Source organism: Alistipes sp. dk3624, from assembly GCF_009557455.1.
GTDB lineage: Bacteria > Bacteroidota > Bacteroidia > Bacteroidales > Rikenellaceae > Alistipes_A > Alistipes_A hominis.
The window spans coordinates 684,833-699,729 of record NZ_CP045651.1; the positions used below are offsets into that span (position 1 = coordinate 684,833).

The 14,897-nt window shown below is 57.3% G+C and carries 14 protein-coding genes; 10 read left to right on the plus strand and 4 right to left on the minus strand.

The window, feature by feature from the left end; genetic code table 11:
* Positions 1-109: 109 nt before the first annotated feature.
* On the minus strand, positions 110-1,777 hold the full coding sequence (locus GFH31_RS02910; protein WP_081032596.1) for a family 43 glycosylhydrolase: 1,668 nt from the start codon (positions 1,775-1,777) through the stop codon (positions 110-112).
* A gap of 432 nt (positions 1,778-2,209) precedes the next feature.
* Between GFH31_RS02910 and GFH31_RS02915 the strand changes: the two genes are divergently transcribed.
* The 8 genes from GFH31_RS02915 to GFH31_RS02950 are packed head-to-tail and all read left to right on the plus strand — an operon-like array spanning position 2,210 to position 9,857.
* On the plus strand, positions 2,210-2,848 hold the full coding sequence (locus tag GFH31_RS02915; RefSeq protein WP_101572807.1) for a TetR/AcrR family transcriptional regulator: 639 nt from the start codon (positions 2,210-2,212) through the stop codon (positions 2,846-2,848).
* Positions 2,849-2,895: 47 nt separating this feature from the next.
* The gene (locus tag GFH31_RS02920; RefSeq protein WP_101573152.1) at positions 2,896-4,155 is read left to right on the plus strand and encodes a TolC family protein; all 1,260 of its coding nucleotides are present in this window, start codon (positions 2,896-2,898) and stop codon (positions 4,153-4,155) included.
* 1 nt (position 4,156) lies between these two features.
* On the plus strand, positions 4,157-5,050 hold the full coding sequence (locus GFH31_RS02925; protein ID WP_101572809.1) for an HlyD family secretion protein: 894 nt from the start codon (positions 4,157-4,159) through the stop codon (positions 5,048-5,050).
* Positions 5,050-5,964, plus strand: coding sequence for an ABC transporter ATP-binding protein (locus GFH31_RS02930; protein ID WP_153498253.1), 915 nt, complete (start codon positions 5,050-5,052; stop codon positions 5,962-5,964). Before GFH31_RS02925 ends, GFH31_RS02930 begins: the two co-directional genes overlap by 1 nt.
* A complete protein-coding gene (locus GFH31_RS02935; protein WP_118457567.1) occupies positions 5,957-6,697 on the plus strand; it encodes an ABC transporter ATP-binding protein in 741 nt (246 codons plus the stop codon). The genes GFH31_RS02930 and GFH31_RS02935 overlap by 8 nt, the downstream gene beginning before the upstream one ends.
* Positions 6,698-6,701: 4 nt before the next feature.
* Complete coding sequence (locus GFH31_RS02940) at positions 6,702-7,808, plus strand: ABC transporter permease (RefSeq protein WP_101572813.1); 1,107 nt, start codon at positions 6,702-6,704, stop codon at positions 7,806-7,808.
* A gap of 2 nt (positions 7,809-7,810) precedes the next feature.
* The gene (locus tag GFH31_RS02945; RefSeq protein WP_118457565.1) at positions 7,811-8,923 is read left to right on the plus strand and encodes an ABC transporter permease; all 1,113 of its coding nucleotides are present in this window, start codon (positions 7,811-7,813) and stop codon (positions 8,921-8,923) included.
* Between the two features lie 55 nt (positions 8,924-8,978).
* Complete coding sequence (locus GFH31_RS02950; protein WP_055204910.1) at positions 8,979-9,857, plus strand: carbohydrate kinase family protein; 879 nt, start codon at positions 8,979-8,981, stop codon at positions 9,855-9,857.
* A gap of 98 nt (positions 9,858-9,955) precedes the next feature.
* Here the strand turns inward: GFH31_RS02950 and GFH31_RS02955 are convergent, their stop codons facing one another.
* From GFH31_RS02955 to GFH31_RS02965, 3 genes are read right to left on the minus strand one after another with little or no spacing between them, the layout of a single operon-like run.
* Positions 9,956-11,110, minus strand: a complete 1,155-nt coding sequence (locus GFH31_RS02955) for a cytochrome d ubiquinol oxidase subunit II (RefSeq protein WP_055204908.1) — start codon at positions 11,108-11,110, stop codon at positions 9,956-9,958.
* Between the two features lie 14 nt (positions 11,111-11,124).
* A complete protein-coding gene (locus GFH31_RS02960; RefSeq protein ID WP_153498252.1) occupies positions 11,125-12,741 on the minus strand; it encodes a cytochrome ubiquinol oxidase subunit I in 1,617 nt (538 codons plus the stop codon).
* Positions 12,742-12,745: 4 nt separating this feature from the next.
* Positions 12,746-12,967 (minus strand): DUF4492 domain-containing protein, encoded by a 222-nt coding sequence (locus GFH31_RS02965; protein ID WP_055204903.1) that lies wholly within the window; start codon positions 12,965-12,967, stop codon positions 12,746-12,748.
* Positions 12,968-13,057: 90 nt separating this feature from the next.
* Here GFH31_RS02965 and GFH31_RS02970 point away from each other — a divergent pair, with 90 nt between their 5' ends.
* Together GFH31_RS02970 and GFH31_RS02975 are read left to right on the plus strand one after the other, a co-directional pair.
* Positions 13,058-13,696, plus strand: coding sequence for an HAD family hydrolase (locus GFH31_RS02970; protein ID WP_101572821.1), 639 nt, complete (start codon positions 13,058-13,060; stop codon positions 13,694-13,696).
* A 5-nt stretch (positions 13,697-13,701) separates the two neighbouring features.
* The gene (locus tag GFH31_RS02975) at positions 13,702-14,583 is read left to right on the plus strand and encodes a hypothetical protein (RefSeq protein ID WP_180951556.1); all 882 of its coding nucleotides are present in this window, start codon (positions 13,702-13,704) and stop codon (positions 14,581-14,583) included.
* Positions 14,584-14,897 lie beyond the last annotated feature (314 nt).

A 14,897-nucleotide genomic window follows, 5' to 3' on the forward strand; every position in this document is an offset into this window, starting at 1 on the left:
CCGCCAAACGCTCCCGTTGCGAAGAAACTGTTCGCAACGGGAGCGTTTTCATAAGATATATTCCGGCCGAATACGCCGGTTGCCGGACAGAGGTCGTCCGTCGAAAAAATTACCGCCGCGCGCCGAATTCCAGCCAATCGACCCGAACATCCCCGCTGCCGGGCTTCGTCTTCAGAAAGATATAGAACGCATCCTTCCCGTCGCGGGTTACGGAAGCCGGGGCTTCGACCTTCTTCCATTCGCCGTCGGTATTCGGCAGATCGACGGCGGCGATCAACTCCCCGTCCGCAGAGCCCCGGCGAATTTCGAGCGACCCGCCGGCGGCTTCGGTGCAGACGCTCATGCCGACTGTCGAAATTTCCGGTGAGAAATCCATAAAACGGTATCCGATCCACTGTCCCGGCTCGTTGTAAAAAGTGTACGGATAACCGACATACCGGAAAACATACGGATTGGCGGTCGGCTCGCGCCGCGTCACCAGCCTGCGGTCGTTACGGCCGCCCGAATAGACGACCCCGCTGGAGCTGCGGATCCGTTCGCCCGGTACGAAACAGCCCTTTACGCCGGACGAAGTCGGCTCGGCCCGCCGGATCGTCCCGTCATCGTCGAATTCGATCCGGTCGAGGCAGGCGGCACGGGTCAGACCGAGCTCCGACACCGGCATATGGTACGACACGTACCACTGTCCGTCGAACGGTTCGATCGAGCCGTGTATGTTTCCGGAAGCCGGATAATCGTAATTGGTAACGATCACGCCGCGGTAGGTATACGGGCCGAGCGGATTTTCGGCCGTCATATACCCCATCAGCGTCGGAACCGCGCCGTCGCGTTCGATATTGCCTTTATTCTGAATATAGATGTAATAGTAAATGCCGTTGCGTTTCCGCAGCGAAGGCCCTTCGAACGGCTCGTCGCCGACCGGCATATACTGCGTCACGTCGCGGCAGGTTTCGGGCATCACCCGCGAGTAGTCCGACGGGTCGAGCCGGCAGATAAAGAATTTCGGACTCGCCAGGTACACCTTGCCGTCATCGTCGACCAGTACGCCCGGATCGATCTGCGGGATGGGCTCGCCGTTCAGCGTTACGAGTCGGACGTTGCCGAAAGGCCCTGTCGGGCTCGTCCCCTCGGCGATATACACCGGCTGGCCGTTGCCGCAAAACAGCAGGTAATACTTGTCTTTTTCGGTCGGGCTTTTGAAGACGTCCGGCGCCCACAGCCGCCGCGTATTTCCGCGGATCTCCGCCGGAATACTGTCGATCGAGATGCTGACGCCCGCGTCCGTCCAGTGGATCAGGTCGTCGGAATAGATCACATGGTAGTCGGTCGAACAGAAATCCCGTTCGCCGTTCGGCAGAAAACCGTTCGTCACGTCCCGCGACCCGAAAATATACATCCGTCCGTCGAAAACGTGCGGCTCGCCGTCGGCGATAAACAGTCCCCACGTCGGCGGCAGGATCGGATTCTGTCCCTCGTAACCGACCGACACGATGCATTCGGCTTTCGAACCGGCCGCTGAAGCCGTAATTACGGCATCGCCTTTCGAAACGCCGGTCACCACGCCGCTCCGGGAAACCGTCGCCACCTTTTCATCGCTCGACGTCCACTGCACGCCGCCGGCAGGAGCCTCCGCCAGGCGGATTTTCATCTTATCCCCGCTGTCGATCATAAACGCCGCCTTGTCCAGACGGATTCCGCCGCCCGCAGCGCCGCTGCATACGCCCGCTCCGAAAACGAACGAAAAGAGCGTCAGCGACCACAAAAAAAACCTTTTCATAAACGATAGAATAACGTTAGAACGCCCGATGCGTCCGACCGGGTACTTTCAAATATAACTAAAAGAAATTTTTCCGGCAATTCCGCCGGCCGCCTTACCGCTCCGTTTTTACGCGAAGAACCCCGGTCGCAACACCCGCAACGGCCTCGGTTCAAAAGCGAAAAGGCCCGAGAAAGCAATATAGGTCTGATTCTTGCAACAGACCGGACGACGATTTCGGAAACCTGAAATACGGTAAGTCGCGCCGTTTGCCGGCTGCCGGCACATATTCCGGCCCGTTTGCGTAGAGCCCGGAAACACACAGATTCAAAGCATTCATTATAAATACATTGAACGATTTATCCACAAAAAAACAGCGTTGAAATTTGCAAGGTTCGTATTTATTCCTACATTTGCGGTATTAATAGATATATTAAATTAAACTATTAACACATGAAACAGACGGAAAAAACGGCGAAAAACGAAACCGAACCGATGGAACAGGCGATCCTGCGGGCGGCCGAACGGCTGTTCCTCGACAAAGGGTTCGCACTGACCTCAACGACCGAGATCGCCCGGGAAGCGGGCTGCAACCAGGCGCTCGTTCATTACTATTTCCGCACGAAAGAGAACCTTTTCGAGAAAATTTTCGAACAGAAAATACGGATGCTGATCTCGAACATATTTTCGATCGACCGGGAAGGCGGAACTTTCGAAGAGAAACTGCGGCGCAAAATCGAAGCGCATTTCGAAATCCTGAAAAAGAATCCGAAAATCCCCTTTCTGGTCATCAACGAGATCACGACGAACCCGGAACGGATCGCATCGCTGCGCGACAGCATCGGCGAACTGCCGCTGAGCGTTTACGCTACATTCGAACAAGATCTGCAAAAAGAGATCGCGCAGGGACGAGTCCGCGAAACCAATGCGCTCGACCTGATGTTCAGCGCGCTGTCGCTGAATCTCGCCACGTTCCTGGTCCGACCGGTACTGCAGAACATTCTCGGCCTGACGGACGAAGCGATGGACGGCTTCCTCGAGCACCGCAAAGAGGAGAACGTGAAAATCATCCTGCAAAGCCTCAAGCCGTAAAACATCGGAAAACCTTCACTTCACTCATGCATAAATTCAGTAAAACGATGAAAATAATCCGATCCATCCTGCTGCTGGCCGTCGGTTTCGGAACTTTGCCGGCACAGGCGCAACTGACCATCGACGCCTGCCAGCAGAAAGCGCAGGCCAACTATCCGCTCGTGGCCCAGTACGGACTGATCCGACAATCGGAACAGTACGACCTGGAAAACGCCAACAAAGGCTACCTGCCTCAGTTGTCGCTGTCGGCCAAAGCCTCTTACCAGACCGACGTGACGAAAATCCCGTTCTCGTTGCCGGGCATCGACATCCCGACCCTCAGCAAAGACCAGTATCAGGTCGTAGCCGAGGTGAACCAGGTAATCTGGGACGGCGGGAACATCCGTGCGAAAAAACAGAATGTCAAAGCGTCCGCCGAAGTCGACCTGCAACAGCAGCAGGTCGATATGTACGCGATCCGCGAACGGGTCAATTCGCTGTTCTTCGGCATTCTACTGACCGAGGAACAACTGGAACTGAACCGGCTGTACGACGAGGAGCTCGAACGCAACTACCGCAAAATAAGCAGCTTCATCGAGAACGGGGTCGCCAACCAAGCCGACCTCGACGCGGTGCAGGTCGAACAGCTCTCGAACCGACAGCAGCGCGTCTCGCTAGAAGCGACCAACCGCGCGTACCGGCAGATGCTGGGAGCCTTCATCGGCGAAAACGCCGACAGCGCCGAACTGATCTGCCCGGAAGTCGGAAGCGAGCCGGCGCCTACCGACGTGAACCGTCCGGAGCTGCGCCTGCTCGACGCCCGCAACACGCTGCTGGACGCCCAACTGAAACAGTTGAACGCCCGGAACCGCCCGACCCTCGGTCTGTTCGTACAGGGAGCCTACGGCAAACCGGGACTGAACATGCTGCAAGACAAATTCAAAGCATTCGCGATCGGCGGCGTGCGGTTTTCATGGAATTTCGGCAATTATTACACGCATAAAAGCGACGCGGCCAAGATAGACGTCGCGCGCAACGCGCTCCGCACACAACGCGAAACGTTCCTGTTCAATACGAACCAGCAGGTCGAATCCTCGCAAAGCGAACTCGAAAAATACCGCCGCACGCTCTCCGACGACGACCGGATCGTAGCGCTGCGCGACAATATCAAACGCGCGTCGGAGGCGAAGGTCGCGGAGGGCACGATGAGCGTTACCGACTACATGCAGGAAGTAACCAAAGCCGAAACGGCGCGGCAGAACCGCGCGTTGCACCGGATGCAACTGATCATGACGACATACAACCTGAAAAATATAACCAACAACTGATATGAAACGATTTCTGATTCTCGCGCTTTGCGCCGGGGCGACGGCCTGCGGCGGCAATAAAAACGGTTACGACGCCTCCGGGACGTTCGAGGCGACCGAAGTGATCGTATCCTCGGAAGCCAACGGACGAATTACTTCGTTCGGCGTGGAAGAAGGCCGGCGGCTCGCGGCCGGACAAACCGTCGGCACGGTCGACAGCGTCCAGCTCTACCTGAAAAAGCTGCAACTCCAAAAACAGCTCGGGGCGACGCGCAGCCGCACGTCCGACATCGGCAAACAGATCGCCGCCACGCAACAGCAGATCGCCACGCAGCAGCGCGAAAAACGGCGCGTCGAAAACCTGCTGAAAGCCGACGCCGCGAACACCAAACAACTGGACGATATCGACGCGCAGATCGCCGTACTCGAAAAACAGCTCGCAGCGCAGCTCTCGACGCTCGAAAACAGCAACCGCGGCGTCAACGAAGAGAGCTCGGCCATCGAAATCCAGGTGGCTCAGATCGAAGACCAGCTCGCCAAATGCCGCATCGTAAACCCGATCGACGGGACGGTACTGGTCAAATACGCCGAAACGGGCGAAGTGACCGCCCAAGGCAAACCGCTGTTCAAGATCGCCGACGTCGATCGCATGGAACTCCGCGCCTACATCACATCGGGCCAACTGACAGGCCTGAAACTCGGCGACAGGGTGCGCGTGTTCGCCGATTCGGGCGACAAAGGCAGCCGCGAATACGACGGCGAAGTGATCTGGATCTCGGACAAAGCCGAGTTCACGCCGAAAACGATCCAGACCCGCGACGAACGCGCGAACCTGGTCTATCCGGTCAAAATCGCCGTCCACAACGACGGCCTGCTGAAAATCGGCATGTACGCCGACGTCAAATTCTCCGAATAATGGCTTCCGCAGTAACCATACGCGACCTCACGAAAAGCTACGGGCGCATCGAAGCGCTGCGCGGAGTGAGCTTCGATGCGCAACGCGGCGAGATCTTCGGAATTATCGGCCCAGACGGGGCCGGCAAGACGACACTGTTCCGCATCCTGACGACGTTGCTGCTGCCCGACAGCGGCCGGGCGACGGTCGACGGACTCGACGTGGCGGCCGACTACAAACAGATCCGGCGGCGGGTCGGTTACATGCCGGGACGGTTCTCGCTGTACCAGGACATGAGCGTCGAAGAGAACCTGCGCTTTTTCGCAACGCTTTTCGGGACGACCATCGAGGCGAACTACGACCTGATCCGCGACATTTACAGTCAGATCGAACCGTTCCGCACGCGGCGGGCCGGAGCGCTTTCGGGCGGGATGAAGCAGAAACTAGCGCTCAGTTGCGCGCTGATCCACAAACCGTCGATATTGTTCCTCGACGAGCCGACGACCGGCGTCGACCCGGTATCGCGCAAGGAACTGTGGGAGATGCTCGCCAAACTGCGCTGCCAGGGCATCACGATCCTCGTATCGACGCCCTATATGGACGAGGCGTCGCGCTGCGACCGGATCGCGCTGATCCGCGGCGGCCGGTTCCTCGATATAGACACGCCGAAACGCATCATCGAAAAATTCGGAGAGCGGCTGTGGGCCGTATCGGGCGACCGGATGCCGGCCATGCTGAAAACGCTGCGCCGTCATCCGCAGATCACCTCAGCCTTCGCGTTCGGCGACACGCACCACGCGACGCCCGACGCGACGCTGACCGAAAAGCAACTGGCCGCTTACCTGACCGCGGAAGGATACCGCAATCTGCGGATCGAGGCGATCGAACCGGGTATCGAAGATTGTTACATGAAACTGGACCGTACCAATGAATGATAAAGTAATCGAAACGAAAGGACTGACCAAGCGGTTCGGCAGCTTCACGGCGGTCGACCACATCAGTTTCGAGGTCGGGCGCGGCGAGATCTTCGGATTCCTCGGCGCGAACGGCGCCGGCAAAACGACCGCAATGCGGATGCTGTGCGGCCTGAGCCGCCCGACCGAGGGCGGCGGTACGGTCGCCGGGTTCGACATCGTGCGCCAAAGCGAGCAGATCAAACGCAACATCGGCTACATGAGCCAGCGCTTTTCGCTGTACGAAGACCTGAAAGTGTGGGAAAACATCCGGCTGTTCGGCGGCATCTACGGCATGGGAAGCCGGCAGATCGCCGAAAAGACCGACCGGGTGCTGCGCCGGCTCGGATTCGCCGAAGAACGCAACACGCTGGTGAGCGCACTGCCGCTCGGCTGGAAGCAGAAACTGGCTTTCTCGGTAGCGATCTTCCACGAGCCGCGCATCGTCTTCCTCGACGAGCCGACCGGAGGGGTCGATCCGGCTACGCGGCGGCAGTTCTGGGAGCTGATCTACGACGCGTCGGAACGGGGCATCACGGTTTTCGTCACGACGCACTACATGGACGAGGCGGAGTACTGCAACCGCGTCTCGATCATGGTCGACGGGGCGATCCGGGCGCTGGATACTCCGGCCAACCTGAAACGAACTTTCGACGCGCCGAATATGGACGAGGTGTTCCACCGCCTCGCCCGCGAAGCTAAACGGGGAGAATAACGCCATGAAACAATTTCTGTCTTTCGTCTATAAAGAGTTCTGCCACATCCTGCGCGACAGCCGCACGGTGCTGATTCTGCTGGTAATGCCGATCGTGCAGATCATCCTGTTCGGATTCGCTATCTCGACAGACGTCAACAACGTCCGGCTGGCCGTCTACGACCCGTCGAACGATGACGCCACACGGCGGATCGTAGAGCGTTTCGACGCAAACCGCTACTTCTCGTTGGTCGAAACGCTCCGCACCCCGCAACAGATCGAGGAAGCGTTCCGTTCGAACCGGGCCGACCTCGCGCTGGTCTTCGAGGAGAATTTCCAACAAAACCTGCTGCACGGCGGAACGGGGAACGTCCAGTTGATCTGCGACGGAACCGACCCGAACACCGCGACGCTGGTGACAAGTTACGCATCGAACATCCTGGCCGCATACCAGGCCGAGCTTTCGGCCGGCACCCCCGCCCCGCTACAAATCGTTCCGGAAGTGAAACTGCTGTACAATCCGCAGATGAAAGGGGCGTACAACTTCGTGCCGGGCGTGATGGGTATGATCCTGATGCTGATCTGCGCGATGATGACGGCCATTTCGATCGTTCGCGAAAAAGAGCGCGGAACGATGGAAGTGCTGCTCGTGTCGCCGATGCGACCGATCTACATCATCCTCGCCAAAGCCGTCCCCTACCTCGCGCTGTCGGCCGTAAACCTGGCGACGATCATTCTCGTAGCGGTTTACATCCTGCAGGTTCCGGTAGCGGGCAGCCTGTTCTGGCTGTCGGTGATCTCACTGCTGTTCGTCATCACGGCACTGGCGCTCGGATTGCTGATCTCGACACTCGTCAAAACGCAGGTAGCCGCGATGCTCGCTTCGGGGATGGTGCTGATGATGCCCACCACGCTGCTCTCGGGCATGATGTTTCCGATCGAAAGTATGCCGGGCGTATTACAGGGACTGTCGGCCGTTATCCCGGCGCGCTGGTACATCGAAGCGGTCAAAAAAGTGATGATCGAAGGACTCGGCATCACCTACGCGCTCAAAGAGGTGGCGATCCTCAGCGCAATGGCCGTCGTGCTGGTCGTCGTAAGTCTTAAGAAATTCAAATACAGACTCGAATAGCCATGTTGAAATACCTGATCGAAAAAGAGTTCAAACAGATCCGCCGCAACTCGTTCCTGCCCCGGCTGATCTTGTTCATGCCGTGCCTGACAATGCTGGTACTGCCGTGGGCGGCCAGTATGGAGGTACGCAACATCAACCTGGCCGTCGTCGACAACGATCGCTCGGCCTACTCCGGGCGACTGACCGAAAAAGCCTCGGCGTCGGCCTATTTCAACCTCGTCGACGTCGCGTCCTCGTACGAAGAAGCGATGAAAGGCGTCGAATCGGGACAAACCGACATCATCCTCGAAATCCCGGAAAAATTCGAACGCAGGCTGACTACCGAAGGCGCCGCGCAGGTGCTCATTGCGGCCAATGCGGTCAACGGAACGAAGGGGGGGCTGGGCAGTTCGTACCTCACGGCCATCGTGAACGACTTCTCGGCCGACTTGCGCAACGAAACCGCCGCGCAGTCTCGGATTTCGGCCGCGCCGGCCGTTCGGATCACCCCGCAGTACAAGTTCAACCCGCATTTGAATTACCAAGTCTATATGGTTCCGGCGCTCATGGTAATGCTGCTGACGATCGTCTGCGGATTCATGCCGGCGCTGAACATCGTCAGCGAAAAAGAGATCGGGACGATCGAACAGATCAACGTGTCGCCGGTCGGCAAATTCCAGTTCATCCTCGCCAAGTTGATTCCGTATTGGGTAATCGGATTCGTCGTGCTGTCGATCAGTTTCGTATTGGCATGGCTCGTCTACGGGCTCGTACCGGCGGGCAACCTGCTGACGATCTACGCCGGGATGGCGCTGTACGTGCTGACCGTGTCGGGCCTCGGCCTGCTCGTATCGAACACTTCCGACACGATGCAGCAGGCAATGTTCGTGATGTTCTTTTTCATGATCGTGCTGATTCTGATGAGCGGACTGTTCACCCCGATCAGTAGCATGCCGGGCTGGGCGCAAAAGATCACGCTGTTCAATCCGCTGCGGTACTTCATCCAGATCATGCGAATGATTTACCTCAAAGGGAGCGGATTCGCCGATCTGCTGACGCAGTTCTCAGCGCTGGCCGTCTTCACGGTGACGATCAACTTATGGGCCGTGCTGAGCTACCGCAAAAACCGGTAAACAGAAAAGTCGGCCGACGCTTGCAGTTCCCTCGCGGATTGCTAAATTTGCAGGTATGAAACAGACATTCACCATAGCAGGCGTCGGGGAACTCCTGTGGGACCTGCTGCCTTCGGGCAAGCAACTGGGCGGAGCGACGCTCAACTTCGCATTCCATGCGGCGCAGTTCGGCTGCCGGTCGGCAGTCGTCAGCGCGGTCGGCAACGATCCGTATGGCCTCCAAATTCTCGAAAAGCTCCAGGAAGCTCAGCTCGGCACCGCATACGTACAGCAAAACGACTATCCGACCGGCACCGTCGACGTGCGGCTCGACGCGCGGGGCGTTCCGTCGTACACGATCCACAAGCCGGTAGCCTGGGATTTCATCGCATGGAACGAAGGACTCGAACGACTGGCTCCGCAGTTGGACGCCGTATGTTTCGGTACGCTCGGGCAACGCGGCGAAACGTCCGCCGCGACGATCCGAAAACTGCTGTCGCATGTGAATAAGCAGTGTCTCAAAGTGTTCGACATCAACCTGCGGCAGGATTTTTACAGCGAAGAGACCGTCCGCGCCTCGCTCGAACAGGCCGACATCCTGAAACTGAACGAGGACGAACTGCCCGTCGTGGCGGGGATGCTGTCGCTGCACGGGGATGCCGACAGCCAACTGGAACAACTCCGACAACGCTACGACCTGCGGTACATCGTCTACACGCTCGGCAGCCGGGGCAGCCGGGTGACGGCCCCGGACGACTTTTCCGTCATGGAAACTGCAAAGGTCGAAGTCGCCGACACGGTCGGCGCAGGCGACTCGTTCACCGCCGCCTTCGTCGCAGGCATCCTGCAGGGCCGGCCGCTACACGAAGCGCACCGTCGGGCGACCGAAACCGCCGCCTTCGTCTGTACTCAGGCAGGCGGCACGCCCGTGCTGCCCGATTCGCTGATATACTGACAAAACGAGATTTCCGACCGGAAATCCGAAAGGGGCCGCATCCGATCCGAATGCGGCCTCTTTCGGGTATCAGCGATCCGGGCCGAACGGCCCGCAAATCAATACAGATGGTCGCCCTCCTCTTGCAGTTCCTGTTCGGAGATGCGTTTACGGCCCATCGCGCGCCATACGTACCAGATGTACCCCGCCACGAACGGGACGAGTATCGACACGATCGCCATCACGTAAAGCGTGAACCGGCTCGAAGAACTGTTGTAGATCGTCAACGAACTCTGCAGGTCGGTGAGCGACGGATAATAGGCCGTATGGTTGTATCCGGCGGTCAGCAGCAGCGCGAGCACCGTCAGTACGGTTCCCGCTCCGGCAGGCCAAATCCCGCAGCGACACCCTCTGAAAATACCGACTCCGATACCCCATAGCACCCCGACCACGCCGGCCAGCAGTGCGACGAGCACCAGCGGCATGGCCAGCAGGTTGTGCAGGTATTTGTACGGCTCGACGGAAATCACGCCGGAGACGGGATCGACCGCTGCGCCTTCCGACAGCAGCAGCAACAGCAGAAACGGCAGGAAGAACAACAGGAAAAGCCCCGCATTCCACTTCAGGTAACGCCGCGATCGCGCGAAAATCGTTTCGTCGTCGATGCTGTTCATAAAATAGAGCAGGCCGAGCACCCGCGACAAGAACAGCACCGCCAAGCCGAGCAGGATGTTGCGCGGATCGGCCAGCGCATCCAACCCGTACCAGGAAGTGGACCAACGCGAAATCGTATTGAAACCTTCCAGATTGCCGAAGTTGGCGCGGTCGACCGTGAACGGAGCGCCGGTGAACAGCGTCGCCACGGCCGTTCCGAGTAGGAAGGCTCCGAGCACGCCGTTAATCAGCAGGAACCAGTTGTAAGTTTTCTCGCCAAGGAAATTGGACGGTTTGCGCCGGAATTCATAGGCTACCGCCTGGATTACGAAAACCAACAGGATCAACATCCACACGTAGAACGCGCCGCCGAAACTCGTGCTGTAAAACAGCGGGAACGATGCGAAGAACGCGCCGCCGAACGTGACCAGCGTCGTGAAAGTCAACTCCCATTTACGTCCCAGCGTGTTGACGATCAGGTTGCGTTCCGTATCGGTACGCCCGATCAGGTAGAGCATCCCTTGGCCGCCCTGCACGAACAGCAGAAACACCAGCAGCGCGCCGAGCAACGAAATGATAAACCACCAGTAGTGTTGCAGAAAAATATATACCGTATCCATAAAATCGCTCTTTTTTATTCCGTCAATTCGTTTTCGGCCGCCGTTTCCGCCGGTTTAGGCCCGATTTTGATCTGCCTGAACATGATCATCAGTTCGGCGATCAACAGCACCGTAAACAGTGCGAGGAAGATAAAGAAGGTCGCCTTGACCGGCCCCGGAGCGATATCCGACACCGACGCAGAAACAGGCAGCAAATCCTGGATCGTCCACGGCTGCCGACCGACCTCCGCGACGATCCATCCGGAAACCGAAGCCAAATAGGCCAGCGGAACCGACCACATCATCACGCGGAACCACCACCGCCTGTCGTACAGTTCCTTCCGGTACACGAAGAAAAGCACCCCGGCGAAAAACAGAATGAAATAGACGCCCAGCATGAACATAACGCGGAACGAATAGAACACCAGCGGCACATTCGGAATCACGTCCGTCTGATTTTTCAGGTATGCGTAACCGAGATATTTCAGTTCCCAGCTACAAAACCTGGCCCCCTCTTCCGTCTGAGGATCGAATCGGGCCTTGTAACGGGCTTTGGCGACCGCATCGCCCCCGGCCATGACCTCCCGATAATCTTCAATGGCCCGCACAGCCTCCCGCCCGGCTTCCATCTTCACGCCGACCGGAGTGATCAACGGATCGAAATTGCCGTATACAAGGTCATTAATGCCCGGGACATAGGCATCCGCATCCCGAAAACTCAGCAGCGACAGCATCTTGGGGATCTCCAGTTTGAAATAAAAAGCGCTTTCGTTGGACATGATCAGCTCCCGGTCGTTCACTTCCGGACGCAATATCCCGAACGCGACCAGTCCGGCTTCTTTCTTACCGTCGTAGAGCGCTTCCATCGCCGCCAGTTTCATCGGTTGCGTCCGGGCCACCTGTACGGCCGATCCGTCGCCGGTCATCGCCAACAATAGAGAAGCGGACAGGCCGAACCACGAAGCGATCGCCATGCTTTTGCGGGCCATCTTCCGCTCGCGTTTTTTCAACAGGAACCAGGCGCTGATACCGATAACCACCGCGGCGGCCACCACATAACCCGAAGTCACCGTATGAAAAAACTTGTTAATCGCCACCGGAGAAAACAGCACATCCCAGAACGAGGTCATCTCCTGGCGGGCCGTTTCGGGGTTGAAGGCCGTTCCGACCGGATACTGCATCCACGCGTTGGCCACCAGAATCCACAACGCCGACAGGTTCGCGCCGATGGCCGTCAGCCAGGTCGCCGTAAGGTGAAAACCTCTGGACACCTTATTCCAGCCGAAAAACATCACGGCGATGAACGTACTTTCCAGAAAAAAGGCCATAATTCCTTCGATTGCCAGCGGCGCTCCGAAAATATCGCCGACGAAATAGGAGTAATTCGACCAGTTCGTCCCGAACTCGAATTCGAGGATCAGTCCGGTGGCCACGCCGATCGCGAAATTGATCCCGAAAATGCGCATCCAAAACTTGACCGTCCGTTTCCAGAACGGATCGCCGGTACGGTAGTAAACGGTCTCCATGATGGCGCAGATGAAACCCAGCCCGAGGGTCAGCGGCACGAACAGCCAATGGTAGATGGCCGTCATCGCAAACTGGGCCCGCGACCAATCCACCACCTCCGCCAACTCATTTGCAGTAAGAATCATAATATCAATGATTTGTATTCAACAATCGTTCCATCATATACTCGCTCCGCTCCCGGTCGGTGTCGAATTTCCCCATCACGTCCGGGAAAAAGAACAGCCGCAGGATCGCGAACATGATAAACAGCTTGACGAGGATCACCGCCCACAATGTCCGCCCCAGGCTGGTCATCTCGCGAAAACCATCCCGGTAGAAACGGAAAATACGAACGAACACGTTGCGGCTCATGACGTCTTTGTCTATACGGTTTACCGAAAGTCAAATATATGAATTATTTCGAAATTTCCTATCTTTGTCCGGTAACAGCGAATAATCCAAATGAAAAAGATAAGAACCATCATATTCGACCTGGGCGGCGTACTGATCAATTACAGCATCGAAGCGACCGTCCGCAAATTCGAACAGATCGGCTGTATGAACGCCGCCGAATTCATCAATCCGTACAAACAGTCCGGCGTGCTGCTGCAACTCGAACGCGGGGAGATCCGCCCCGAAGATTTCCACGACGCGATCATCCGGGAAATCGGACGCCCGGTCGACCCGCAGGCGATCGACGACGCGCTGTGCAGTTTCCTGCTCGACCTGCCGCAGTACAAGCTCGACATGCTGCTCGACCTGCGCCGGCAGGGCTACCGGGTCTTCATGCTCAGCAATACGAACCCGATCATGATGCGCTTCATGATGGAACACCGCTTCAAACAACAGGGGCTGACCATCGACGCCTATTTCGACCGGTTGTTCCTCTCTTACCGGATGAAGCTGGTGAAACCGTATCCGGAGATTTACCGGAAAATGATCGACGAATCGGGTATCCTACCTGCCGAAAGCCTGTTCATCGACGACTCCGAAGCCAACATCCGAACGGCCGCTTCGCTGGGATTCAACACCTACCTGGCCGCACAGCACGAAGACTTCCGAAATCTGTTTTCGCAATACGAACCGTTTACCGAAAAATAAAAGTTATGAAAAAGCGCATTTCCCTTGCGGCGGTTGCCGTAGCGGCTGTCGCCTGCTCGTCCGCAGAAAAAACGCCGACAACGCCCGTTCTCACCGATAAGATCGTATTCTGCGAAGCCACGCTGCCGCTGGACGGCAAACTGCTGGTCGGCAGCTTCGGCTCCGACGAGTTCAATCCGCTGAACACCGAGGGTAAAGGCTATATCCTCGAATTCACCGACACGGTTTCGCGGGTGCTGATTCCGGCCGACGGCACGCTGTCGGCGCCCAAGGGACTGCTCGTAAAAGACGATTACCTGTTCATCGCCGACGTCGGCAAAATGGCGGTCTACAACCTCGCCGCGCCGAACGAGAAGCCGAAAATCGTTCCGTTCCCCGAAGGCGAACTGTTTGTCAACGACATGGCCCTGCACGGGAACACCCTTTACGTGACGGTGACCAACACCGGCAGCATCTACGCGCTGAACGTCGCCCGGCCGTCGCAGCTCGACACCGCGGGACTGAAACCCTACGTGACGGTACCCGGAGCGAACGGGATCGTCATCCGGGGCGACACGATGTATATCGCATCGTATCCGCCGGACGGCGTCACCACGCAGGATAACGTGATCTACCGCATCGACAACATATCCACTCCGGTAGCCACCAAGTTGTTCGACCGTCCGGGACAGTACGACGGCCTCGCGCTGAGCGGCGACGGGAGCCGCCTGTATTTCACCAATTGGGTCGATTCGGAAGTCGGCTATTACGATCTCGGAACGGGAAAGACCGAACTGTTGACTCCGGGCGTCGGAATCGAAGGGCCGGCCCGGCTGTCGACCGACGGCAAAAAACTGTACGTTCCCGATCTTCCGGGCAGTAAAGTAGTCGAGATAGACATCCGTTAACGATCTCCGTACGAAAAACGACGCAGGCATCCGGCATCCGCCGCGAAACGCCTGCGTTTTTTACGTTTGCGCTTTCCGGAACGAATGTTCCGGCCCGCCGGCCCGCAGAACCGTATCCCGCATATGAAACGGAAATTCCGCCGGCCGGAGAAAAGTCCGTTTTTAAATTTATTAAATTAATGCCGAAATATTTTTTGCATCAAAAACTTTTTTTTATACCTTTACACAACTATATGTATATAGGTTAAAGGCCTGATAGTTTCAACGACCCGACTTAACTTGCTAACTTTAAAACAAAACCTAAATATTTGAAA

Bases quoted from the DNA above. Each gene is read 5' to 3' on its own strand.
- GFH31_RS02930 (WP_153498253.1), top strand. From the start codon at position 5,050: ATGGCTTCCGCAGTAACCATACGCGACCTCACGAAAAGCTACGGGCGC.
- GFH31_RS02975 (WP_180951556.1), top strand. From the start codon at position 13,702: ATGAAAAAGCGCATTTCCCTTGCGGCGGTTGCCGTAGCGGCTGTCGCC.
- GFH31_RS02910 (WP_081032596.1), bottom strand. From the start codon at position 1,777: ATGAAAAGGTTTTTTTTGTGGTCGCTGACGCTCTTTTCGTTCGTTTTC.
- GFH31_RS02915 (WP_101572807.1), top strand. From the start codon at position 2,210: ATGAAACAGACGGAAAAAACGGCGAAAAACGAAACCGAACCGATGGAA.
- GFH31_RS02955 (WP_055204908.1), bottom strand. From the start codon at position 11,110: ATGGATACGGTATATATTTTTCTGCAACACTACTGGTGGTTTATCATT.
- GFH31_RS02925 (WP_101572809.1), top strand. From the start codon at position 4,157: ATGAAACGATTTCTGATTCTCGCGCTTTGCGCCGGGGCGACGGCCTGC.
- GFH31_RS02935 (WP_118457567.1), top strand. From the start codon at position 5,957: ATGAATGATAAAGTAATCGAAACGAAAGGACTGACCAAGCGGTTCGGC.
- GFH31_RS02970 (WP_101572821.1), top strand. From the start codon at position 13,058: ATGAAAAAGATAAGAACCATCATATTCGACCTGGGCGGCGTACTGATC.
- GFH31_RS02950 (WP_055204910.1), top strand. From the start codon at position 8,979: ATGAAACAGACATTCACCATAGCAGGCGTCGGGGAACTCCTGTGGGAC.
- GFH31_RS02945 (WP_118457565.1), top strand. From the start codon at position 7,811: ATGTTGAAATACCTGATCGAAAAAGAGTTCAAACAGATCCGCCGCAAC.
- GFH31_RS02960 (WP_153498252.1), bottom strand. From the start codon at position 12,741: ATGATTCTTACTGCAAATGAGTTGGCGGAGGTGGTGGATTGGTCGCGG.
- GFH31_RS02940 (WP_101572813.1), top strand. From the start codon at position 6,702: ATGAAACAATTTCTGTCTTTCGTCTATAAAGAGTTCTGCCACATCCTG.
- GFH31_RS02920 (WP_101573152.1), top strand. From the start codon at position 2,896: ATGAAAATAATCCGATCCATCCTGCTGCTGGCCGTCGGTTTCGGAACT.
- GFH31_RS02965 (WP_055204903.1), bottom strand. From the start codon at position 12,967: ATGAGCCGCAACGTGTTCGTTCGTATTTTCCGTTTCTACCGGGATGGT.